Source organism: Bacillus sp. GC_Bacil_1 (assembly GCF_026540675.1).
Lineage (GTDB): Bacteria > Bacillota > Bacilli > Bacillales > Bacillaceae_G > Bacillus_A > Bacillus_A cereus.
Genome location: NZ_JALNUG010000007.1, coordinates 178,595 through 199,582, shown reverse-complemented (window position 1 = coordinate 199,582; position 20,988 = coordinate 178,595). Strand labels below are relative to the sequence as shown.

Sequence of the window (20,988 nt, the reverse complement as noted above, 5' to 3'; positions counted from 1 at the left end):
GGTTTTATATATGAAAGAAAATGAAGATATGCAAACGAAAGAAGTCATTCAACAAGTTGGACAGTTATTGAGACAAATTCGAAATGAACAGAAATTAAGTTTAGAAGAATTAGCTCATAAAACAGGAGTTAGTAAATTAACATTAGGAAAGATCGAAAGAGGGGAAACAAATCCGACGCTAGCTGTCATTTGGAAAATAACGAAAGGGTTATCAATTCCTTTATCTAGATTAATGGTTTTTGGAGAACCAGTAGCCGTTGCGCGCTGTGGAGAAGGATTTGCAGTAGATGTAGGACAAGCATGGCATTTAGAAACGATGTTCCGTTATACGAAAGAAACAGGGATGGAAATGCACCGTGCTTGTTTACGATCAAATAGTATATATGAACCAGAAGCTCATCATGAAGGTGCGATTGAGCTTGTAACGGTAATGAAAGGGAAAGTGTCTATTCAAGTGGAGAATGATGTATATGAATTAAATGAGTTTGATTCCATTCAATTTGAAGCGAATAAGAAGCATATTTATAAAAATGAAGAAGAAGAAGTGGCGGTATTACATTTAACGATGAAATATTCTTCATGAAAAAATCCCCTATAGAAAAATCTATAGGGGATTTTGTATACACTATGCTCAAATATATGAAAGAATGTTATTAGTAAGAGCGTGGCATAAGTAATAAAAAAATAAAATAAACTAAAAACCCCGTCCCAAAACATAAAACTGCAATGACCCAAAGTATGCGAATGAGAGTAGAGCTAATATCAAAATATTCTCCTAAACCACCGCATATACCAAATAGCATTTTATCAGTTTCGGATTTACATAATCTTTTTGACATCTTCCAATACACTCCTTTTTATAGCAAACTCTATACTTCTATTCTATATGGAAATCTATGAGGAGACTATGAGGTTGTATGACATTTTTTTAGGGAACAGTCATATTAATTGTCTTAATTTTCAGTTTATATTAAAGTTATAGTAAGAGGTAACTTTTAATAAAGGGTGGGGAAATAGAGATGACGGTATATTGGTTGACTAATGTAACGCTTGAATCGGGGTATACATATGAAGAGGGGAGAATTTCAAAAACAGAAACAGAGTTATGTAGTTTACTTATTGAAGAGGGACGAATTAAAAAAATTATAGCAGGGACTGTTCAAGAGGAAGGGGTACTCATTCTTGATGCTAATCGTTTATTAATTTTGCCCGCTTTCGAAGAGATGCATATTCACATTGATAAGACATATTATAGTGGTCCTTGGAAAGCTTGTATGCCAGCAGAAAGTATTTTTACACGTTTTAATGAAGAAGAAAAAATTTTACCAAAGCAATTAGCGACTGCCCAAAATAGAGCGGAAAATATGCTAGAGTTACTACTGCAAAATGGTGCAACGAATATTAGAACGCATTGTAATGTTGATCCAATTATTGGGCTTGGTAATTTGGAGGCGACGTTAGCGGCATTAGAAACATATAAAAATCGAGTGTCTAGTAGAATTGTTGCGTTTCCGCAACATGGATTATTGCGCAGTAATTCTGTGCAACTCGTGAAAGATGCGATGCGTATGGGTGCTCATCTAGTCGGAGGCGTAGATCCAGCTACAGTGGATAATGACATTGAAAAATCATTACATACAATTATGGATATCGCAGTAGAATTTAATGCGGATGTTGATATTCATTTGCATGATGCGAATAATCTTGGAACATTTACGATGAAGAGATTGGCAAGTTTAACAGAAGAAGCAGGATGGCAAGGTCGTGTAACAATTAGTCATGCACTTGGACTTGGTGGTGTTACTGATAAAGAGGCTGAAGAAGTGGCAGAAAGACTCGCAAATGTAAATATTGATATTACTTCAACGGTACCAATTGGTAAACAAGTAATCCCAATTCCGTTATTAGATAAAAAAGGTGTTAAGGTTTCATTAGGAAATGATAGTATTACAGATCATTGGTCACCGTTTGGAACAGGTGATATGCTTCAAAAGGCGAATCGATTAGCAGAGCGTTTTGGGTGGAGTGACGAAAGGTCTTTAGGAAAAGCACTTCGCTTTATTACAGGAGGAAAAGAAACGTTAAATAATGAAGGGAAGCGAGTATGGCCGAATGTAGGGGATGAAGCGAGTTTTGTTTTGACAAATGCGACATGCGCTGCTGAAGCAGTAGCGCGTCAAACAGAAAAACGTTTAGTCGTGTATAAAGGAAATATTGTTGTTGGAAGTTTAAATGAGGTGGAATTAAATAATCTTGTGTAGAAGAATCGTTTAAATATTTTGAGGGGGGTTCTAATGGTAAGTCTAGAACTCTTCTTTTTTATTCTTACAGTATATTTTTTATAGGAAAGCTAGAAGGGATGAAAATTTTGGACAATCAACATAACCAAAATCATATTATGGGAACTTTGCAATGGTTTATATTTTTATTAGCAAATTCAATCGCACTACCAATTGTCGTTGGCGGATTATTTCATCTTACGACGGAAGAAATATTTTATTTAATGCAGCGTACGTTTTTTGTAGTTGGTATATCTTCTTTTTTACAAGGCTGGCTTGGGCATAGACTGCCAATTGCGGATGGGCCGGCTGGATCTTGGGTTGGTGTATTTACCGTGCTTGCTTATGCAACGGCCGGACAGGATCAATTACATAGTACACTGCAAATTTTAGAATTAGGAATGATAATCTCCGGTGTTATTTTAATAGGATTAGGAGTAACTGGTTTTATAGGACGTATTTTATTTTTATTTACGCCGCTTGTGACAGGGACGTTTTTACTTTTATTATGTTTACAATTAAGTGGTGTATTTTTAAAAGGAATGTTAGGGATTACAGCTACTATTTCTCAAATTGACGGATTTACAGCAATGATCGCGTTTAGTATATTTTTGTTCGTTATTATACTATCTAATTTCGGAAAAGGCTTTGTCAAAAGTTATGCAGTTTTAATAGGATTAATTAGTGGGTGGATTATTTTTCTCATTGCAGGAAAAGTGACAATCCCATCTCAAGTAACTCATTTTGTGCAACTTCCACATATATTTGCTTGGGGACTTCCGAAATGGAATACAGGTATGGCTGTGTCAAGTTTCGTTATGGTATGTATTTTAGTTTCGAATACGGTGGCAGCTATTATAGCAATTAATCAAGCAACTATTCATAAAGCGACTATTGAACAAAAACAGTTGAAAGCTGGAACATGGGTTGGGGGGATTTCACATATCATCTCTTCTGTATTTTCAACTGTAGGTGTCGTTCCGTTACCAGCAACGGCAGGATTTATACGTTTAACAAAACAAAAGTATATACAATCGTTCTTAATGGCATGTGCGTTACTAGTCGTAATGTCTCTTTTTCCAAGTATTATTCGTTACTTAGCATCTTTACCATCTGCTGTCGCATCGGCTGTTTTAATGGCTTCGTTCGTACAGTTAATTGGAATTGGATTTAATAATATAAAACAAGTGCCGATGAGTGAAAGGAATGTAACGATTTTAGGCGTTGCAGTATTATTTGGCAGCGGCGTTATGTTTTTACCGTCTGGAGCACTCCAATCCTTGCCGTCTGTTATGCAATATATATTCGGTAATGGTTTATTTGTAGGTACGGTTGTAAGTATATTGCTAGAACAAATATGGCGCGTTGGAAAGTAAGTGGATAAAAAGAGTGTACGCACTGTATAAAAGTCTAAAATAACATAGGAAATAAAGCCCATTTTCATTCACCACCTGCACATTTCGTTCATACAATATCTTGACTAAATAAACACCCAACTTACACATACACAGCTCTGGCTTAAGCAAGGAGGGTTATACCAGTTGAAGGAAAAAGCGTATCAATCTAAACCTTTACTCACAAAGAGAGAAAGAGAAGTATTTGAATTACTGGTTCAAGATAAAACAACGAAGGAAATTGCAGGTGAACTTTTTATAAGTGAAAAGACAGTTCGCAACCACATCTCAAACGCAATGCAAAAGCTAGGGGTTAAAGGACGTTCACAAGCAGTTGTGGAGCTTCTTCGTATGGGAGAGCTCGAACTATAAGAAAGCAGCCGACTTTTATACAAAGAGTCGGCTATTTTTTTGTTTGCTTCACTTGCTATATGAATGATAAGAACACTCCATACATAAATAGGTAATAAGGAGGGGATATGTTGAAAAGGATACTGTTAGTTTCAACAAGTGCTCATGATATGAATGGACACCCGACGGGTTTGTGGCTTGAAGAGCTCGCAGCTCCTTATCATTTATTTAAAAAGGCTAAGTTTGATGTTGATATTGTGTCAATAAAAGGCGGGAGAGTGCCTATAGATAGAGTGTCTATTCCGAATGGTATACCTCGCGAATTCAAGCATGTAGCTTCTTTATTACAAAATACGAGGCCGATTTCAAATGTTCATTTCTCGGATTATGATGCGGTTTTATTTGGTGGTGGGCACGGGGCGATTGTAGATTTTCCAGGCAATCCATATGTAGCAAATTTGATTGAGAATATGTATAACAATAACCGGATTGTAGCGGCTGTTTGTCACGGAGTAAGCTCCTTAGTCGGTGTGAAAAATAAGGATAGCTCGTTTTTTGTTGCCGGTAAGCGTATAACAGGTTATACAAACGATGAAGAAAAAGCTGTACATTTAGAAAAGCGCGTTCCGTTTTTGTTAGAAAGTAAGTTGAAAGAAGAAGGAGCTTTGTTTTATGTAGCGCCTAATTTTACGCCGCATGTGGTAGTAGATGGGCATTTAATTACAGGGCAAAATCCACAGTCTAGCGTGGAAATAGGTAAGGTTATAAAAAGGGCTGTAAATAAATTATAGAAAAAGTACCCGCTACTAACAAAGGTAGTGGGTATTTTTATCCTAAAATTCCCCCCTCAAAATTGGTTTGTAACTGTCCAGTTGGTGATAATGGATTCTAGTTCTTTATGTATAGTATATGAAAATGTAATAAACTAAAAAAGCATAATGAGTATAATAACTTCATTTATAATCATTCGTGAATTTGCTATACTATTTTGTATGGACAAAAGGGGAGGCTCTTTTAAATGAGAAAAGTCGCATGTGCAAATACTTATATTAATAAAATAAAGCCCGTTATTAGAAAGACGAGTTTTAGCCAATTGAAAATAGATGAAATTGCGAAATATATGGATATTAGTAAAGCTACTTTATATAAACGTTTTTCTTCGAAAGATGAAATTATTGAGGCGGTAGTAGAGGATTTTATAAATTATCTACTCGAAGGTGATGCGGACAATCAAGATGAAAGCATGTCTTTTGCAGAACGTTTCCAAAAGACGTTTATCCACTCTTTAAAATGTGTGACATATATTTCGGATGTTTTTTTGCAAGATTTGAAAGAAGCATATCCGCATTTGTCAGATCAATTAGTCGCTGCACAACAAAATCGTAATCATAATTTGCAAATGTTTTTTGAAGCGGGTATGGAACAAGGTTATTTTAATAAAATGAATGCACAATTATTTATGGTACAAGATGATGTGATGTTACGACGTATTATAGATCATTCTTTTTGTATTCAGTACGATATTACTTTAAAGAAAGCGATATTTGATTTTTATCAATTAAAGAAGTATCAACTTTTTAAACCAGAGTATATAGAAGCAATTGATGATTCTGAAATTGAAAAAGAAGTTATTGCTATTTTGCAAATGATTTCGTAAAAAAGCAGATCTCCCTTAGTAGAGGGAAATCTGCTTTTTTAGTACATATTATTTTTGCAACTGTTTTAATACTAATTCGGCTACTGAACCACCTGAAGCTGGGTTTTGACCAGTGATAACACGATTATCTTCTAGAGCAAAAGCTTCCCAAGGCTGTGCAGCTTTTTCGTAAAGTCCTCCATTTTTAATGAGTTCATCTTCTGTTAAAAATGGAACGAATTGATCTAATTCAGCTAATTTTTCTTCTTCATTTGAAAAGCCTGTTACCTTCTTACCGCTAATTAAACGATCCCCATTACTTAATGTAATATGAAATAAACCAGCTGCTCCATGACAAACGGAAGAAACAATACCGCCGTTTTCATAAATATTGCGGCTAATATTTTGAAGTTCTTTATTTTCTGGGAAGTCCCAAATAACCCCGTGACCACCTGCGTAATAAATAACAGCGTAGTCTTCTGGATTCACTTCACTTGGTTTCATTGTAGAACCGAGGCGATTCATAAACTCTTTCTTTTGGTACCATTCCCAATCGATGCTCTCCGCCATTGCTAAACTATGTGGATCAATTGGTGTATAACCGCCTTGTGGACTGACGTAATCAACTTCGTAACCCGCTTCTTCTACTTTTTTTACGAAATGTACAGCTTCACCGAGCCAAAGTCCGGTAGCCCTACTTAAATTTGGGTATTTTTCTACGCTTGTTAATACAACTAACATTTTTTTCTTCATCATAATCCTCCTATAATGTCTCTTCTATATAAAAGTTCTGTATTCGTTTCATTTTATTAAGTTAAAAAATGCAAATTTGAATAATCATGCCAGTCCTCCTTATATCAGCTTCGAAATTAGTGTATAATAACTTTTGAACAAAGTAAACTAAAAAGACTAAATTAGTTTACTTTGTATGTTTTTCGTTGACAAACTGTAATGCTGAAACTATGATAGTTCCATGAATATCGAACAATATACGTGTTTCGTTTCGAATTCAATTTATCGCGCGATAAATTAGCACCATTTATACATTTAATGAAGTTGTTTAGTGGTGATACAACATTTAAATAACTTCATTTTTTTATCTATAGTTTGACAGTTTTAAAATTGCAATCAGGAGAGTGTTACACATGGGGAAAGATATAAGTAACCATTCGAAATGGTTTGTTTTTACATTATGTTTTATTGTTTTGTTAGGACCGATGAACGCTGTGTTATTTAATGTAGCGCTAGAGGATATTGCTAATGATTTATCAATTAGTCAATCGAAAGTAAGTTGGGTTGTAGTAGGGTATTCTTTAGTCGTCGGTATCGGTTCGATGATATATGGAAAACTGGCTGATCGTTACAGTGTAAAAAGGCTATTAATTATTTCTATTATCATATTTGTAGCTGGTTCTATTGTTGGGTTTGTGAATCAATCTTATGAGATTATCATTTTCGCAAGGCTAGTGCAGGCGAGCGGAGGAGCAGCGTTTATTGCGCTTAGTATGATTGCGGTGGCGAAATTAGTTGCTCCAGCTAAAAAACCGGGTGCGTTAGCAATGATTAGTTCTTCTATTGCATTAGCGGTTGGTATTGGACCTTTAGTTGGTGGGGCAATTACAAATACGTTAGGGTGGCCGTATTTATTTTTATTTATGGTTATTTCAATGGTTGGTATTTTCTTGCTCGTAAAATTTATGCCAGAAGAGGTGCAACATACCGATGAAGTGTTCCACTTTGATTTCATTGGAGCATTTTTATTATTTGTATTGATTACGACCGTTTTATTAGGAGTGAATATTAATAGTTGGCTTTTTGTGTTATCTGTTGCTTTCCTATTTTTATTCAAGGCTCATATGAAGAGAGCAGAGTCGCCGTTTATTGATATTGAGTTGTTTACAAATAAACCATTCCTGCGTTTAATAGCGGTCGGATTTATCATTAATGTGGCGTTATGTGCTAGTTTATTATTATTACCATTACTGTTAGGAAGAGGGCACGGATTGTCTCCGTTCGTTATTGGAATTGTATTGTTTGTTGCATCTCTCTTTGGTATTGTATCTAGTTTTATTACCGGAAAGATTATTCCTGCGTTTGGGAATGTGAGGATGATGTATGTAGCGTCTGTAGTTATGATCATTGGCTTTTTAATTTTAGGGATTATTCCAGACGGGAACTTACTCTTTATTTTATTTGCGGTTATTTTAACATTTATGAGTTATTCGGCAATTCAAGTATCATTAAACACATTTATTCCGAAAACATTAAATCCAGCTAAAGTTGGAGTCGGCCTTGGTTTATATAATTTAATTAACTTTTTCGGTATGGCATTCGGACCAGCTGTAGCAAGCAAAATTATGGAATCAACAAATAGTTATCGATTGAATTTTATTTTGATCGTCATTTTAATTTCTGTTCATTTCGTCTTATTAATGGGAATGTCTTCTTTTCAAAAAAAGATGGATCAATGAATATGCACTTTATATAGAAGAAACCGACTTTCTTATAGAAGGTCGGTTATTTTTCTATCTTGCAAATTATGAAAAAAAGGAGCAAAATAAAAAAGGTCCTAGTCTATACATGGGCAAATGAAAAATTTCATACAGAAGCATTTGAAGTGAGCGAACTTAAAGTGTGTAAAATATAATGATAAACATAAAAGATGATGAATGAGAAAACGGGTGATGAAGTTGAATAGAGCAATCGGTGTTATCGATTCAGGAGTTGGCGGTTTAACAGTAGCGAAGGAATTAATTCGTCAGTTGCCGAAAGAGCGTATCATATATTTAGGAGATACAGCACGTTGTCCTTATGGTCCACGTTCTCGAGAAGAAGTACGTCAATTTACGTGGGAAATGACGGAGCATTTACTAGATTTAAATATTAAAATGTTAGTTATTGCGTGTAATACAGCAACTGCAGTTGTATTAGAAGAGATGCAAAAACAATTACCAATTCCAGTAGTAGGAGTTATTCACCCAGGATCACGTACAGCTTTAAAAGTGACAAACACGTATCACGTTGGGATTATTGGAACGATTGGAACGGTGAAAAGTGGTGCATACGAAGAGGCGTTAAAGTCTATTAATAACCGTGTTATGGTAGAAAGTTTAGCTTGTCCACCTTTCGTTGAACTTGTAGAGAGTGGGAATTTCGAAAGTGAAATGGCGTATGAAGTTGTAAGAGAAACGCTGCAACCACTGAAAAGTACCGATATTGATACACTTATATTAGGGTGTACACACTATCCGATTTTAGGACCTGTTATTAAAAAAGTAATGGGAAATAAAGTACAACTAATTAGTTCTGGTGATGAAACAGCACGTGAAGTAAGTACAATCTTATATCATAGTAAAATGTTGAATGAAGGAGAAGAACAAAGCGATCATCTCTTCTTAACAACAGGAAAAATAGGCTTGTTTAAAGAAATTGCATCAAAATGGTTCGGTCAACCGATTGAAAATGTGAAGCATATTCATTTAGAAAAAGAATAATAGTAGAATTCATATAAGTGAGCTCCTGAGAAATCAGGAGTTTTTTGTTTTATCTTGCTATTTGCTGGGCAGTTAGACCCTCCACTGATTAAAGTTTCACTTTATAAGAGGCACAGCTTGTTCTAAAATGTGAAACGGCTCGTATACATAATAGTACAAACTTAGATTTTAGGGGGGAATGGCATGCCTAAATCCACTTTTAAATGGGTTGTTGGTGCTACTGTGAGCGCTGTTTTACTAACAGGGTGTGGCTTTATAAATCAGGAGAAAGCAACTGAACAAATTGATCCGCCAAAACAAGTTACGTATACAGAGGGTGGGAAGAAAGAAGTAGCTAAAAAAGATAAGCAAGGGCAAATGGTAAATAGAGAACTATACCTTGTTGATAAAAATGGTTATGTTGTACCACAAACGTTAGCTATACCTACTCCGAAAGCAAATGAGACTGTGAAGCAAACGTTAGAATACCTTGTGAAAGATGGACCGGTAACGAATTTATTACCGAATGGGTTTCGTGCAGTCATTCCGGCGAATACAACGATGACTTTAGATTTGAAAAAGGACGGGACGGCAGTTATTGATTTCTCTAAAGAAATGAAAAACTATGCGAAAGAAGAAGAGCGTCAAATCATTGAATCTATAGCGTGGACGTTGACGCAATTTACAGAGATAAAACAAGTGCAGTTCCAAATAAATGGTGAGAAATTGGCGAAGATGCCGGTTGCTGGTACACCGCTTGGTGAAGGAGTGAGCCGTGCAAATGGTATTAACTTCGATGATGAACAAGTAGCAGATGTAACAAATACAAAACCAGTCACACTGTATTTTATGGCGCAAAATAATAATAAACAGCAATACTACGTACCAGTCACACGCCGCGTTGCGGAAGGTAAAGAAAATGACTATGCAGCAATTATAGATGAACTTGTAAAAGGTCCGATCCATCAATCGCTCCTGAATGATTTTAATCCAGGCGTTAAGCTTATTACGAATCCGAAATTACAAGACGGAAATCTTACATTAAACTTTAATGAAAATATATTTGTAAACCCAGATAAAAATATGATCTCAAATTACGTATTGAAGTCGTTAGTTTTATCTTTAACAGAAAAGAAAGGTGTGAAAAATATTTCTATTGAAGTGAATGGAAAAGCAAATCTTATAGATGAAAAGGGCGGAAAGTTAATAAAACCTGTAGATCGTCCAGAAAACGTGAATACAGGTAGTTTTTAATCTTGAATAATTTGATATACTTAAGTAAGAAAGGAGAATTGCTTTTTGGGTTCTCCTTCTTTTATTGTATACATATCATACATTTAAATTTGGCTATACTAACGAGTAGTAATTAAGAGGAGGTTATTTTTATGCGAGTAGATGGTAGAGAGAAAACAGAATTACGCCATATACATATTCATACGAATTATTTAAAACATCCAGAGGGATCTGTATTAATTGAAGTTGGGGATACAAAGGTGATTTGCTCAGCGACAATTGAAGAGCGTGTCCCGCCATTTATGCGTGGAGAAGGAAAGGGCTGGGTAACAGCTGAATATGCGATGATTCCACGTGCGACAGAACAACGTACAATTAGGGAGTCAAGTAAAGGGAAAGTAGCAGGACGTACAATGGAAATTCAACGTCTAATTGGACGAGCATTACGTGCGGTAGTTGATTTAGAAGCGCTTGGCGAGAGAACAGTTTGGATTGACTGTGATGTTATCCAAGCAGATGGTGGAACGAGAACAGCGTCTATTACAGGTGCATATGTAGCGATGGTATTAGCTTTCGAGAAATTATTACAAGCAGAAAAAGTATCTAAGATTCCAGTAAAAGATTATTTAGCAGCAACGTCAGTAGGAATTGTTGAAGAGCAAGGTGTTGTTTTAGATTTAAACTATGCAGAAGATTCTAAAGCAGACGTTGATATGAACGTAATTATGACTGGAAAAGGCCAATTTGTTGAAGTGCAAGGAACTGGAGAAGAAGCGACGTTTAGTAGAGCGCAGTTAAATGAACTACTTGATGCTGCGGAAAAAGGCATTTTCCAACTGATTGATATACAAAAAGAAGCTTTAGGTGACATCGTATCTCATATAGAGTAGAGGTGGAAAGTATGAAACAAGTTGTTGTAGCGACAAAAAATATGGGAAAAGTACGTGAGTTTGCTGAGTTATTTGAGCGATTTGATTTAGAAGTGAAATCATTACACGATTTTCCTCATATTGAAGAAGTCGAAGAAACTGGTGAAACATTTGAAGAAAATGCGATCTTAAAAGCGGATAGTTTGAGTAGACAGTTGAATTCTATCGTAATTGCGGATGATTCGGGTCTTATTGTAGATGCTTTAAATGGAAAACCAGGAGTGTATTCAGCGCGTTTTGCTGGTGAACCGAAAAATGACCAAGCAAATATCGATAAAGTGTTACAAGAATTAAATGGCGTTGACTTTGAAAAGCGTAAAGCTCGTTTCTATTGTGCATTAGCAGTTGCTTTCCCTGAAGGTGATAAAAAGCCTGTCATTGTAAATGGGACATGTGAAGGATTTATCTTAGAACAACGCCGCGGAGAAAATGGCTTTGGATACGATCCGATTTTTTATGTGGAAGAATACAAAAAAGCAATGGCGGAATTAAGTTCAGATGAAAAAAATGCTATTAGCCATCGTGGCCGTGCTCTTCGTAAGTTAGAAGAAAAAATCCCGGAATGGTTTTTAGGAGAATAAGGGAGAGAGAATGATGAAAGCTTTAATCGTAAGCGATAGTCATAGCTCTGTGAAGGAATTACAGCAGTTGAAAGAGAAATATGAAGGGAAAGTAGATATCATGATTCATTGCGGTGATTCAGAGCTAACGCCTGCTCATGAAGAACTGCAAGGTTTCCATGTTGTAAAAGGAAACTGTGATTATGCTAACTTTCAAGATGAAATTGTAACTGATGTAGATGGAATTCGCTTCTTAGTAGTGCATGGACATCGCCATAATGTGAAAATGACATTACAAACGCTAGCGTACCATGCTGAAGAAGTGGGAGCGCAAGTTGCATGCTTCGGACATTCTCACGTATTAGGTGCGGAATTAATCGAGGGCGTTTTATTTATTAATCCAGGCAGTATTTTATTACCACGTCAGCGTGTAGAAAAGACATTTGCTTTATTAGAAATGGATGAAAATCAAATGGAAGTTCGTTTCGAAACGTTAGACGGACAACTAGTTGAACAAGCAGTTTTTAAAAGAGGATAAGAAAATTTATCCTCTTTTAAAAAAGGTGTTGACTTTATGTGTGGTTATACATATAATAAATATTGTCGATAGGGCAACGGCGCTAACGAAGAAAAGAAAATAACATATGCGGGTGTAGTTTAGTGGTAAAACAAGAGCCTTCCAAGCTCTGGTCGAGAGTTCGATTCTCTTCACCCGCTCCATGTCCCAGTAGCTCAGCCGGATAGAGCATACGCCTTCTAAGCGTACGGTCGGGAGTTCGAATCTCTCCTGGGACGCTAAAAAAACCTTGTTATCTTTTGATAACAAGGTTTTTTGTTTGTCTACAAATTGATGTATGTGCAAGAGGTTTAAAAATATTATAACGGGATATATGATAATGAGTATATGCAACAGATTAAAGTGCATTAAAAAGAGCGCTTAAAAAACGCTCTTTGCTAGTCAGTTATATTATTTGTTTGTTCAGGCTCATCAAATGGTTTATGCACGTATTGAAAACCATATCCAGATTCTCTTAATTGTTTACTTACAATATTATCAAACTCTTTACCATTCTAGTAAGATTGAGCATCGATTGTCGGAACTTATCCCCGGCAGTGTGTTACAATTAATAGAAGCGGAAAACGAGAATCTCCAATTGACTGGACCTGTGATTGGTTAGAGGGTTTAAGAAGGTCGTATAAAAAAGGGAGATGGCGCAAAGATGGCGAGATCAAATGAGAATGATTTAACGGAGAAATTGGCAGAAGGTCACCGGAAATATGGTGATGGCAATTTTACAGTACAGAATATCGGTGATGAAACTAACCCGAATTGGACTGTCGTAAAAAATGTGAGGAAGGGATCGGCAGGCATTCGCGAAGGAGAAGATATATTAAGACTGCGATCCAAATATATAAAATAGTACGGAAATGGGCGGAGCGGGAGTTCGAATCTCTCCTGGGACGCTAAGAAAACCTTGTTATCTTTTGATAACAAGGTTTTTTGTGTATTTAAAATTAGTTGTTAATAAACTTGTCAAAGACAAAACCATAATCTTTCACATTATATTGTTTCTTCGTATCAACAAGCCAGTTAAAGGCAATCTCGTTCATTTCTTTAAATTGCTCTGCTAAGTTTACTTGTGCGTTTGAAATACGGCTAAAGGCATTAGATGCCATATCTAAACTTTTATGTGCATATTGTAATGTAATATCGTTGTCGTATGAAATTTCTTCGATTTTAAGTAAAGCCTTATATAAATCTTTTAATTCTTCAATATGTTTTTTATGAACATCAATTGAGTAATGTTCATCGCCCATTTGAAACTTAATTTCTACATCTAAATCAATCGTTCCTGCAGTTTCAAGTGCTACGTTTTTAATTTGATATTTGCTATAACTAAAGCGGCGTAGTGTACGTTTTTTACTTGTTGCGCTTGTACCGTCTAAGTGAATTAACCCTTTGTTTGTGAAGCAATATTCATCTGATTTGGATTTAATTAGAAAGTAAATTTTCTCCCCATCTTCATGCATCACATAATCATCAGCATCGACCTTATCATAGTCTTTAGGTGTAATGACAGAACCTACATCGCTTAGTCCTAATACATCTGCCGCCATTTTTTTAAACATATATAATCCCCCTTGTAAATTAAATTCTTAATTGTACAAAAATATATTAACACGATTTTCACCAGTTGTTTTCTTCTAATACGAAAATATCTGAAAGTAAGTTAAGAAAAGTAACGAATAATTATTTTGATTCTAAATTATTTAGTAAATCTATTAGTTTAAGAGTCGATTCGTTCAAAAATAACTAAAAGAAAAAAGTTGATTTTACAAGTAATTATAGAGAAATTCCGTGAAAGCACCTCAAGCGATATGAGGTGTTTTTCAATCTCTTTTTGAAATCTTACAATTCTGTAAGGTAACTGTAAGGTAGTTCGATGGTAAGAAATTGCTAATCTTTTATAATGAAGATAACAACGATAAAACAAGGAGGAAGAAATGATGAAAGGATTAGTTGTAACGGGCTTAACGGTTGCTTTTGGATTTGTAGCGTATGAGAAATTAACGTATGTAGTTGATGTTGTGAAACATTTGATCGCTTAGAGAAAACAGCCATGAGAGGGAAAGGGAATGAGTGAATGAATGGAATGGTTATTTGGAATTATAGGTACTTGTAGTGTAGTGTTATTGTTCTTTGTCCCAAGTGGTATACTTAGTTCGACAACAAGTTTGTTCTTCTTAAGTTTGTTTGCTTGTACGATGCTTATTATTATGTTTTTAATGAAGCGAAGTAAACCAATCTTCTATTTTAGCATGATTGTTATGGCAATTATTGTTCTCCAAATTATTACCCTTGTAATATACCCCACAATTATAAAAGCTTTCCATTAATGATGAATCCTCTGCGCTTGTTGCTGGGGATTTTTATTTGTACAATTTTAATTTTTAGTAGAAATTTATTCGTATTGGAATGTAAAAATTAAATATTTTTATATTTCAAACAAATAGTTTAGGGATGTTGTGTTCTCATTACGCATTTGATATATTTACTTTGAACATAATTAAAATCAAGAAAAAGAGGCGGACGTATGGATAAAAAAGAAAATACGGTCGTATTGTTTCCACAACTATCAGAGCGCTATATTGATGAAGGTTTTTTAGCGCTGAAAGAGCGGGAATTCGAAGATGCATTGCGTTGCTTTGAAATATTACGTCAGTATAATGCGGAAACGGAACAAACGGAATTAGCTTCAGTTATTTGTTTACTCGAATTAAAACGTATGGAAGAAGCGAAAGACAAATGTGAACAGTTGCTTAAAACAGGAGTTGTCTTATTTGGTGATATTCTTGAAACGTACGTAACTATTTTAGTTCAAACAAATGATTATGAAGGTGTTATTGAAACTGTTGAAAAGGTTTTACAAACGAAAGATATAATGCCTGATCAAAAGGAAAAATTAGCGCAGCTTGCTTTATTTGCAGAAGGTATGCTAAATGAGGGAGACGCATCGCTAGTGGATTCAAATTTTGAATTGGATGAGTTTACTAATGAAATTTTTGGAGAAAACTTTGGACAGAAGCTAAGAGCGATTCAGCGACTTTCGTTAAAAGACTTAGATCTTGCATTACCTGTTTTAAAGAAATTTTTAATAGACGAAGAGCAGCACCCCTATTTGAAAACTTCTATTTTGTATAAAATGATAGAAAGTCAGGTAGAAGAAGAAATAGAGGTAGAAAAGTTTGGAAATACGATTAAGGTGATTCCAGCATTTACAGGTCATAATGAGGAGCAATCCAATAACATTATACATAAATTATCAAGCCGATTAGAGCAAAATTATCCCGATATATTTGAAGCAATGGTTACATATTGGAAAGAGTTGCAAATTAGCGTTTTCCCATTCGCTCTATTAATGGATAAAGAAGAGATTTGGTCAGCTGTTTTAGAGAGAATTGGAAGAAAGCGTTTCGGATTGGCTATAGATGAAGAAGAGCTTATGGCAGCATATAATATCGAATTGGAAGAGTTTCATATTGCCTATCAATGGTTATTACGTGTTGAAAGAGAAGGATATTTGCCCGTATAATTATGAAAAAGAATCGTTCAGTTCTTGAAACGAGCATATTCTATGTTATAATGTAAGGGTTGCAAAAGGCAGAAATCTGCCTGTTTGTAAGAGAAGAGAAGTGTAATTCTCTTACTTAATATGTTTCATATTATTCTCGAACAAAATATACCGTAGTTGTCTTCTGGGCAATTAGTAGATTGGAACATTATATCTGAAAGCTTTTGCTAGAGGATTATTTGTGTATTTGTTATTTCAAAAAAGAGATAATGAAGATCTTAATCTATAGAGGTATGTGCATACATTATTATAGTTGGAGGGAAAGAATAAATGTCTACAAAATGGGAAAAATTAGAAGGTAACGTTGGCGTTTTAACAATCGAAGTTGATGCTAAAGAAGTAAACAACTCTATCGACGCTGCGTTCAAAAAAGTAGTAAAAACAATTAACGTACCAGGTTTCCGTAAAGGAAAAATGCCTCGTCCATTATTCGAACAACGCTTTGGTATTGAATCTTTATACCAAGATGCTTTAGATATCATTTTACCAAAAGCATACGGTGAAGCGATCGAAGAAGCTGGTATCTTCCCAGTTGATCATCCTGAAATCGACATCGAGAAGTTCGAAAAAAATGCTAACCTTATCTTCACTGCAAAAGTTACAGTGAAACCTGAAGTTAAATTAGGTGAGTACAAAGGTTTAGCAGTAGAAAAAGTTGAAACAACTGTAACTGACGAAGATGTAGAGAACGAATTAAAATCTTTACAAGAGCGTCAAGCTGAACTAGTTGTTAAAGAAGAAGGAACTGTTGAAAACGGTGATACAGCTGTAATCGACTTCGAAGGTTTCGTTGATGGTGAAGCATTTGAAGGCGGAAAAGGCGAAAACTACTCTCTAGCAATCGGTTCTGGTACATTCATCCCAGGTTTCGAAGAGCAAGTAATCGGTCTTAAATCTGGTGAGTCTAAAGACGTTGAAGTATCATTCCCAGAAGAGTACCATGCTGCTGAATTAGCTGGCAAACCAGCAACATTCAAAGTAACAATTCACGAAATCAAAACAAAAGAACTTCCTGAGTTAAACGACGAGTTCGCTAAAGAAGCAGACGAAGCGGTTGCAACTCTTGATGAATTAAAAGCAAAACTTCGCACAAACTTAGAAGAAGGCAAAAAGCACGAAGCTGAGCACAAAGTACGTGACGAAGTAGTAGAATTAGCTGCTGCTAACGCTGAAATCGAAATTCCAGAAGCTATGATCAACACTGAGTTAGATCGTATGGTTCGTGAATTCGAGCAACGTTTAAGCCAACAAGGTATGAACCTTGAGCTTTACTACCAATTCACAGGTACTGACGCTGACAAATTAAAAGAGCAAATGAAAGAAGATGCACAAAAACGTGTAAGAATCAATCTTGTTCTTGAAGCTATCATTGAAGCTGAAAACATCGAAGTTACTGAAGAAGAAGTAACTGCAGAAGTTGAAAAAATGGCTGAAATGTACGGTATGCCAGTAGACGCTATCAAGCAAGCTCTTGGAAGCGTAGACGCTTTAGCTGAAGATCTTAAAGTGCGTAAAGCTGTAGACTTCTTAGTAGAAAACGCTGCATAATAAAATAACAAGGCACGATTTTAATCGTGCCTTGTTTTATAAATATAGAAATATATTTATAAAACTTTTCGATGGAGAAGGAAAAGTTCCTTTACAAGTCGAATATACATATTTCAAAAGTTTTAAAATTTTTTTATTTGTACATAACTAGTCATATTATTTGTATTTCTCGCCACGTAGTGACATAATATGTATTTACATACGATACATTTATCGTGTACATACGAAGGCAAGAGGTTAGCACTTTGTAAGGGGTGTGAAAATATGTTTAAATTTAATGATGAAAAAGGGCAATTAAAATGTTCTTTCTGTGGTAAAACACAAACGCAAGTTCGAAAGTTAGTAGCAGGTCCAGGTGTTTACATTTGTGACGAGTGTATCGAACTTTGTACTGAAATTGTACAAGAGGAGCTTGCGAAGGACGAAGAAGTAGAATTCAAAGATGTACCGAAACCGGTAGAAATTCGTGAAATCTTAGATGAGTATGTCATCGGGCAAGATAGCGCGAAAAAAGCACTAGCGGTAGCGGTATATAACCATTACAAACGCATTAATTCTAACAGCAAAATTGATGATGTAGAATTAGCGAAGAGTAATATCGCACTTATCGGGCCAACAGGTAGTGGTAAAACATTACTTGCACAAACGTTAGCGCGTATTCTAAATGTTCCATTTGCAATCGCGGACGCAACATCTTTAACAGAAGCTGGATATGTTGGGGAAGATGTAGAAAATATCTTACTAAAATTAATTCAAGCAGCTGATTATGATGTAGAGAAAGCGGAAAAAGGAATCATTTATATTGATGAGATTGATAAAGTGGCACGTAAGTCCGAAAATCCATCAATTACACGTGATGTATCTGGTGAAGGTGTGCAGCAGGCACTTCTGAAAATTTTAGAAGGTACTGTAGCAAGCGTTCCACCTCAAGGTGGTCGTAAGCATCCGCACCAAGAGTTTATTCAAATTGATACAACGAACATCTTATTCATTTGTGGTGGAGCGTTTGATGGCATTGAGCCGATTATTAAACGTCGCCTTGGTGAGAAAGTAATTGGATTTGGTTCTGAGAAGAAAAATGCTGATGTAAATGAGAAGCATGTTTTATCTCACGTATTACCAGAGGATCTTTTAAGATTTGGTTTAATTCCAGAGTTTATCGGTCGTCTTCCAGTTATTGCGAACCTAGAGCCACTTGATGAAGATGCTCTTGTTGATATTTTAACGAAACCGAAAAATGCACTTGTTAAGCAATTCCAAAAACTATTGGAGCTTGACGATGTTGAGTTAGAGTTTGAAGAAGGTGCACTAATCGAAATTGCGAAAAAAGCAATTGAACGTAAAACGGGTGCTCGTGGACTTCGTTCTATTATTGAAGGCTTAATGCTTGATGTAATGTTCGAACTTCCATCTCGTAAAGATATCGAGAAGTGTATTCTTACAAAAGAAACAGTAGCTGATAATGAACCGCCAAAATTGGTGTTACAAGACGGTACTGTACTTGATACAAAAACATCTGCATAATGCGAAAGGGAAACAGCAATTTTTATAATTGCTGTTTTTCTTTATGTTTAGCTACGTTCCTCCGCGGAAATACTAAGAGATAAAATATTGCGGGAGGAAATAAATAATGAGCTGGACAAATATATTTTTAGTTGTTCAACTTGTTTTTGGTGTAATTGTCGGATTATATTTCTGGCATTTACTTCGAAATCAACGAACACAAAAAGTTTCAATTGATCGAGAATCGAAAAAAGAATTAGAACAGCTTCGTAAAATGCGTGAGATTTCTTTAACAGAGCCGCTAGCAGAAAAGGTGCGTCCTACAACCTTTTTAGATATTGTAGGGCAAGAGGACGGGATTAAGTCCTTAAAAGCGGCTCTTTGTGGTCCGAATCCGCAACATGTAATCATATATGGTCCGCCAGGTGTTGGGAAAACAGCGGCAGCACGTCTTGTATTAGAAGAAGCGAAACGAAATCCTAAATCTCCATTTCGTACGAATGCAACATTTATTGAACTTGATGCGACGACAGCTCGGTTTGATGAACGTGGTATCGCAGACCCTTTAATTGGTTCGGTGCATGATCCGATTTATCAAGGTGCTGGGGCGATGGGGCAAGCAGGTATTCCGCAACCGAAAAAAGGTGCTGTAACAGATGCGCATGGTGGTATTTTGTTTATTGATGAGATTGGCGAACTCCATCCGATTCAAATGAACAAAATGTTAAAGGTGTTAGAAGATCGAAAAGTATTTTTAGAAAGTGCGTACTATAGTGAAGAAAATACGATGATCCCAACATATATACATGATATTTTCCAAAAAGGCTTACCGGCAGATTTTCGCTTAGTTGGAGCAACGACACGTTCGCCAGAGGAAATTCCTCCTGCTATTCGGTCACGTTGCTTAGAAGTATTTTTCCGTGAATTAGATACGGAAGAGATTCAAAAAGTAGCGAAAAACGCCGCGGAAAAAGTGGAAATGCAAATAGGTGAAAATGGTATTGAAATGATTGGGATGTATGCAAGAAATGGACGAGAGGCGATTAATCTCGTACAAATTTCTGCTGGTATGGCGATAAATGAAGAACGTTCTTTCATTAAAGATGAAGATATAGAGTGGGTTGTTCACTCAAGTCAGCTTACGCCGAAATACGAAAAGCACATTTATCCGATTCCAAGGATTGGTCTTGTAAATGGTCTTGCTGTATACGGACCAAATACAGGAGCGTTATTAGAAATTGAAGTAACAGCAATTCCGGCGAAAGATAAAGGATCGGTAAATGTTACCGGAATTGTAGAAGAAGAAAGTATTGGTAGTCAAACGAAATCGATTCGCCGTAAAAGTATGGCAAAAGGCTCTGTTGATAATGTATTAACAGTACTTCGTTCTTTAGATGTGTTGCCAGAAGGATACGATATACATATTAATTTTCCAGGTGGTATCCCAATTGATGGACCTTCTGCAGGAATCGCTATGGCAACAGGTGTATATTCTGCGGTGCATCGCACATATGTAAATAATGAAGTAGCGATGACAGGTGAAATAAGTATACACGGAGAAGTAAAGCCTATTGGTGGCGTGTACGCAAAAATAAAAGCTGCGAAAAAAGCGGGAGCTAAGAAAGTCATTATTCCTGCTGAAAATATGCAACCATTTTTGTATACGATAAAGGGAATCGAAATTATTCCTGTCCGTAAATTAAAAGAAGTATTTGAGTTAACGTTTATGCAAGAAAATATGCATAGAGAGCTAGATGTACATACTAACGTAGACGAAACAGATGCACAATCTATGTAAAAATAAACAATAATAAAATTTGCCAGACTTCGTTTAAGTTTGTATGCTTAATCGGAGTCTTTTTTCTTTTCGTGAGGTAGAAAAACAAGCTATTTACAATTGCGAGGAATCTCAGCAATTGCATCTAGGTGTATTGTAATATAAAATAGTT

General features: G+C 35.8%; 21 protein-coding genes and 2 tRNA genes. 20 read left to right on the top strand and 3 right to left on the bottom strand.

Going from position 1 to position 20,988, the window contains the following annotated elements; genetic code table 11:
• The first annotated feature begins 10 nt into the window (after nucleotides 1–10).
• Entirely contained in the window at nucleotides 11–583 is a 573-nt protein-coding gene (locus tag OXT04_RS13490; RefSeq protein ID WP_000661921.1) for a helix-turn-helix domain-containing protein, read from the top strand.
• A gap of 70 nt (nucleotides 584–653) precedes the next feature.
• Here OXT04_RS13490 and OXT04_RS13485 read toward each other — a convergent pair whose 3' ends face one another.
• On the bottom strand, nucleotides 654–839 hold the full coding sequence (locus OXT04_RS13485) for a PspC domain-containing protein (RefSeq protein ID WP_097925187.1): 186 nt from the start codon (nucleotides 837–839) through the stop codon (nucleotides 654–656).
• A 180-nt stretch (nucleotides 840–1,019) separates the two neighbouring features.
• Between OXT04_RS13485 and OXT04_RS13480 the strand changes: the two genes are divergently transcribed.
• The 5 genes from OXT04_RS13480 (at nucleotide 1,020) to OXT04_RS13460 (ending at nucleotide 5,681) form a co-directional block, all read left to right on the top strand.
• Nucleotides 1,020–2,261, top strand: a complete 1,242-nt coding sequence (locus OXT04_RS13480) for an amidohydrolase family protein (RefSeq protein WP_000219588.1) — start codon at nucleotides 1,020–1,022, stop codon at nucleotides 2,259–2,261.
• A gap of 98 nt (nucleotides 2,262–2,359) precedes the next feature.
• A complete protein-coding gene (locus OXT04_RS13475; protein WP_267415231.1) occupies nucleotides 2,360–3,655 on the top strand; it encodes a purine/pyrimidine permease in 1,296 nt (431 codons plus the stop codon).
• A 165-nt stretch (nucleotides 3,656–3,820) separates the two neighbouring features.
• Nucleotides 3,821–4,045: a spore germination transcription factor GerE gene (gene gerE, locus OXT04_RS13470; protein WP_000659484.1), complete on the top strand. Its 225-nt coding sequence runs from the start codon at nucleotides 3,821–3,823 to the stop codon at nucleotides 4,043–4,045.
• Nucleotides 4,046–4,152: 107 nt separating this feature from the next.
• Nucleotides 4,153–4,815 carry a type 1 glutamine amidotransferase domain-containing protein gene (locus OXT04_RS13465; protein WP_086422834.1) on the top strand — a complete coding sequence of 221 codons (663 nt, stop codon included), beginning with the start codon at nucleotides 4,153–4,155 and terminating at the stop codon, nucleotides 4,813–4,815.
• A 227-nt stretch (nucleotides 4,816–5,042) separates the two neighbouring features.
• Nucleotides 5,043–5,681 carry a TetR/AcrR family transcriptional regulator gene (locus OXT04_RS13460; protein WP_065229399.1) on the top strand — a complete coding sequence of 213 codons (639 nt, stop codon included), beginning with the start codon at nucleotides 5,043–5,045 and terminating at the stop codon, nucleotides 5,679–5,681.
• Between the two features lie 48 nt (nucleotides 5,682–5,729).
• On the opposite strand, the gene OXT04_RS13455 is transcribed toward OXT04_RS13460, so the two are convergent.
• Complete coding sequence (locus OXT04_RS13455) at nucleotides 5,730–6,413, bottom strand: type 1 glutamine amidotransferase domain-containing protein (protein ID WP_000728528.1); 684 nt, start codon at nucleotides 6,411–6,413, stop codon at nucleotides 5,730–5,732.
• A gap of 392 nt (nucleotides 6,414–6,805) precedes the next feature.
• On the opposite strand from OXT04_RS13455, the gene OXT04_RS13450 reads away from it, so the two are divergent.
• The 9 genes from OXT04_RS13450 (at nucleotide 6,806) to OXT04_RS13410 (ending at nucleotide 13,276) form a co-directional block, all read left to right on the top strand.
• A complete protein-coding gene (locus tag OXT04_RS13450; protein ID WP_000513863.1) occupies nucleotides 6,806–8,131 on the top strand; it encodes an MFS transporter in 1,326 nt (441 codons plus the stop codon).
• A gap of 213 nt (nucleotides 8,132–8,344) precedes the next feature.
• Nucleotides 8,345–9,154, top strand: a complete 810-nt coding sequence (gene racE / locus OXT04_RS13445) for a glutamate racemase (RefSeq protein WP_016512279.1) — start codon at nucleotides 8,345–8,347, stop codon at nucleotides 9,152–9,154.
• Nucleotides 9,155–9,337: 183 nt separating this feature from the next.
• Nucleotides 9,338–10,387 carry a spore germination protein GerM gene (gene gerM, locus OXT04_RS13440; RefSeq protein WP_001126743.1) on the top strand — a complete coding sequence of 350 codons (1,050 nt, stop codon included), beginning with the start codon at nucleotides 9,338–9,340 and terminating at the stop codon, nucleotides 10,385–10,387.
• Between the two features lie 131 nt (nucleotides 10,388–10,518).
• On the top strand, nucleotides 10,519–11,256 hold the full coding sequence (gene rph, locus OXT04_RS13435; RefSeq protein WP_267415220.1) for a ribonuclease PH: 738 nt from the start codon (nucleotides 10,519–10,521) through the stop codon (nucleotides 11,254–11,256).
• An 11-nt stretch (nucleotides 11,257–11,267) separates the two neighbouring features.
• Nucleotides 11,268–11,876: an XTP/dITP diphosphatase gene (locus tag OXT04_RS13430; protein ID WP_000815949.1), complete on the top strand. Its 609-nt coding sequence runs from the start codon at nucleotides 11,268–11,270 to the stop codon at nucleotides 11,874–11,876.
• A 13-nt stretch (nucleotides 11,877–11,889) separates the two neighbouring features.
• Nucleotides 11,890–12,393, top strand: a complete 504-nt coding sequence (locus tag OXT04_RS13425) for a metallophosphoesterase (protein ID WP_000645488.1) — start codon at nucleotides 11,890–11,892, stop codon at nucleotides 12,391–12,393.
• Between the two features lie 108 nt (nucleotides 12,394–12,501).
• Nucleotides 12,502–12,575, top strand: a tRNA-Gly gene (locus OXT04_RS13420).
• Nucleotide 12,576: 1 nt separating this feature from the next.
• A tRNA-Arg gene (locus OXT04_RS13415) sits at nucleotides 12,577–12,650 on the top strand.
• 425 nt (nucleotides 12,651–13,075) lie between these two features.
• Nucleotides 13,076–13,276, top strand: a complete 201-nt coding sequence (locus OXT04_RS13410) for a hypothetical protein (protein WP_000124460.1) — start codon at nucleotides 13,076–13,078, stop codon at nucleotides 13,274–13,276.
• Between the two features lie 94 nt (nucleotides 13,277–13,370).
• Here the strand turns inward: OXT04_RS13410 and OXT04_RS13405 are convergent, their stop codons facing one another.
• Nucleotides 13,371–13,985: a PH domain-containing protein gene (locus OXT04_RS13405; protein ID WP_000473868.1), complete on the bottom strand. Its 615-nt coding sequence runs from the start codon at nucleotides 13,983–13,985 to the stop codon at nucleotides 13,371–13,373.
• Nucleotides 13,986–14,504: 519 nt separating this feature from the next.
• On the opposite strand from OXT04_RS13405, the gene OXT04_RS13400 reads away from it, so the two are divergent.
• From OXT04_RS13400 to lonB, 5 genes are all read left to right on the top strand, one after another.
• Nucleotides 14,505–14,753 (top strand): hypothetical protein, encoded by a 249-nt coding sequence (locus tag OXT04_RS13400; RefSeq protein ID WP_001983650.1) that lies wholly within the window; start codon nucleotides 14,505–14,507, stop codon nucleotides 14,751–14,753.
• A 197-nt stretch (nucleotides 14,754–14,950) separates the two neighbouring features.
• Nucleotides 14,951–15,949 (top strand): hypothetical protein, encoded by a 999-nt coding sequence (locus OXT04_RS13395; RefSeq protein ID WP_000358255.1) that lies wholly within the window; start codon nucleotides 14,951–14,953, stop codon nucleotides 15,947–15,949.
• A gap of 309 nt (nucleotides 15,950–16,258) precedes the next feature.
• Nucleotides 16,259–17,536, top strand: a complete 1,278-nt coding sequence (gene tig / locus OXT04_RS13390) for a trigger factor (RefSeq protein WP_000105215.1) — start codon at nucleotides 16,259–16,261, stop codon at nucleotides 17,534–17,536.
• Between the two features lie 264 nt (nucleotides 17,537–17,800).
• On the top strand, nucleotides 17,801–19,060 hold the full coding sequence (gene clpX, locus OXT04_RS13385; protein WP_000472289.1) for an ATP-dependent protease ATP-binding subunit ClpX: 1,260 nt from the start codon (nucleotides 17,801–17,803) through the stop codon (nucleotides 19,058–19,060).
• A 106-nt stretch (nucleotides 19,061–19,166) separates the two neighbouring features.
• Entirely contained in the window at nucleotides 19,167–20,837 is a 1,671-nt protein-coding gene (lonB, locus tag OXT04_RS13380) for an ATP-dependent protease LonB (RefSeq protein ID WP_000119173.1), read from the top strand.
• Nucleotides 20,838–20,988: the final 151 nt, after the last annotated feature.

Excerpts from the sequence above, each read along its gene's own strand:
- OXT04_RS13490 (WP_000661921.1), top strand. The coding sequence starts at position 11 with ATGAAAGAAAATGAAGATATGCAAACGAAAGAAGTCATTCAACAAGTT.
- OXT04_RS13485 (WP_097925187.1), bottom strand. The coding sequence starts at position 839 with ATGTCAAAAAGATTATGTAAATCCGAAACTGATAAAATGCTATTTGGT.
- OXT04_RS13480 (WP_000219588.1), top strand. The coding sequence starts at position 1,020 with ATGACGGTATATTGGTTGACTAATGTAACGCTTGAATCGGGGTATACA.
- OXT04_RS13475 (WP_267415231.1), top strand. The coding sequence starts at position 2,360 with ATGAAAATTTTGGACAATCAACATAACCAAAATCATATTATGGGAACT.
- OXT04_RS13465 (WP_086422834.1), top strand. The coding sequence starts at position 4,153 with ATGTTGAAAAGGATACTGTTAGTTTCAACAAGTGCTCATGATATGAAT.
- OXT04_RS13460 (WP_065229399.1), top strand. The coding sequence starts at position 5,043 with ATGAGAAAAGTCGCATGTGCAAATACTTATATTAATAAAATAAAGCCC.
- OXT04_RS13455 (WP_000728528.1), bottom strand. The coding sequence starts at position 6,413 with ATGAAGAAAAAAATGTTAGTTGTATTAACAAGCGTAGAAAAATACCCA.
- OXT04_RS13450 (WP_000513863.1), top strand. The coding sequence starts at position 6,806 with ATGGGGAAAGATATAAGTAACCATTCGAAATGGTTTGTTTTTACATTA.
- racE (WP_016512279.1), top strand. The coding sequence starts at position 8,345 with ATGAAGTTGAATAGAGCAATCGGTGTTATCGATTCAGGAGTTGGCGGT.
- gerM (WP_001126743.1), top strand. The coding sequence starts at position 9,338 with ATGCCTAAATCCACTTTTAAATGGGTTGTTGGTGCTACTGTGAGCGCT.
- rph (WP_267415220.1), top strand. The coding sequence starts at position 10,519 with ATGCGAGTAGATGGTAGAGAGAAAACAGAATTACGCCATATACATATT.
- OXT04_RS13430 (WP_000815949.1), top strand. The coding sequence starts at position 11,268 with ATGAAACAAGTTGTTGTAGCGACAAAAAATATGGGAAAAGTACGTGAG.
- OXT04_RS13425 (WP_000645488.1), top strand. The coding sequence starts at position 11,890 with ATGAAAGCTTTAATCGTAAGCGATAGTCATAGCTCTGTGAAGGAATTA.
- OXT04_RS13410 (WP_000124460.1), top strand. The coding sequence starts at position 13,076 with ATGGCGAGATCAAATGAGAATGATTTAACGGAGAAATTGGCAGAAGGT.
- OXT04_RS13405 (WP_000473868.1), bottom strand. The coding sequence starts at position 13,985 with ATGTTTAAAAAAATGGCGGCAGATGTATTAGGACTAAGCGATGTAGGT.
- OXT04_RS13400 (WP_001983650.1), top strand. The coding sequence starts at position 14,505 with ATGGAATGGTTATTTGGAATTATAGGTACTTGTAGTGTAGTGTTATTG.
- OXT04_RS13395 (WP_000358255.1), top strand. The coding sequence starts at position 14,951 with ATGGATAAAAAAGAAAATACGGTCGTATTGTTTCCACAACTATCAGAG.
- tig (WP_000105215.1), top strand. The coding sequence starts at position 16,259 with ATGTCTACAAAATGGGAAAAATTAGAAGGTAACGTTGGCGTTTTAACA.
- clpX (WP_000472289.1), top strand. The coding sequence starts at position 17,801 with ATGTTTAAATTTAATGATGAAAAAGGGCAATTAAAATGTTCTTTCTGT.
- lonB (WP_000119173.1), top strand. The coding sequence starts at position 19,167 with ATGAGCTGGACAAATATATTTTTAGTTGTTCAACTTGTTTTTGGTGTA.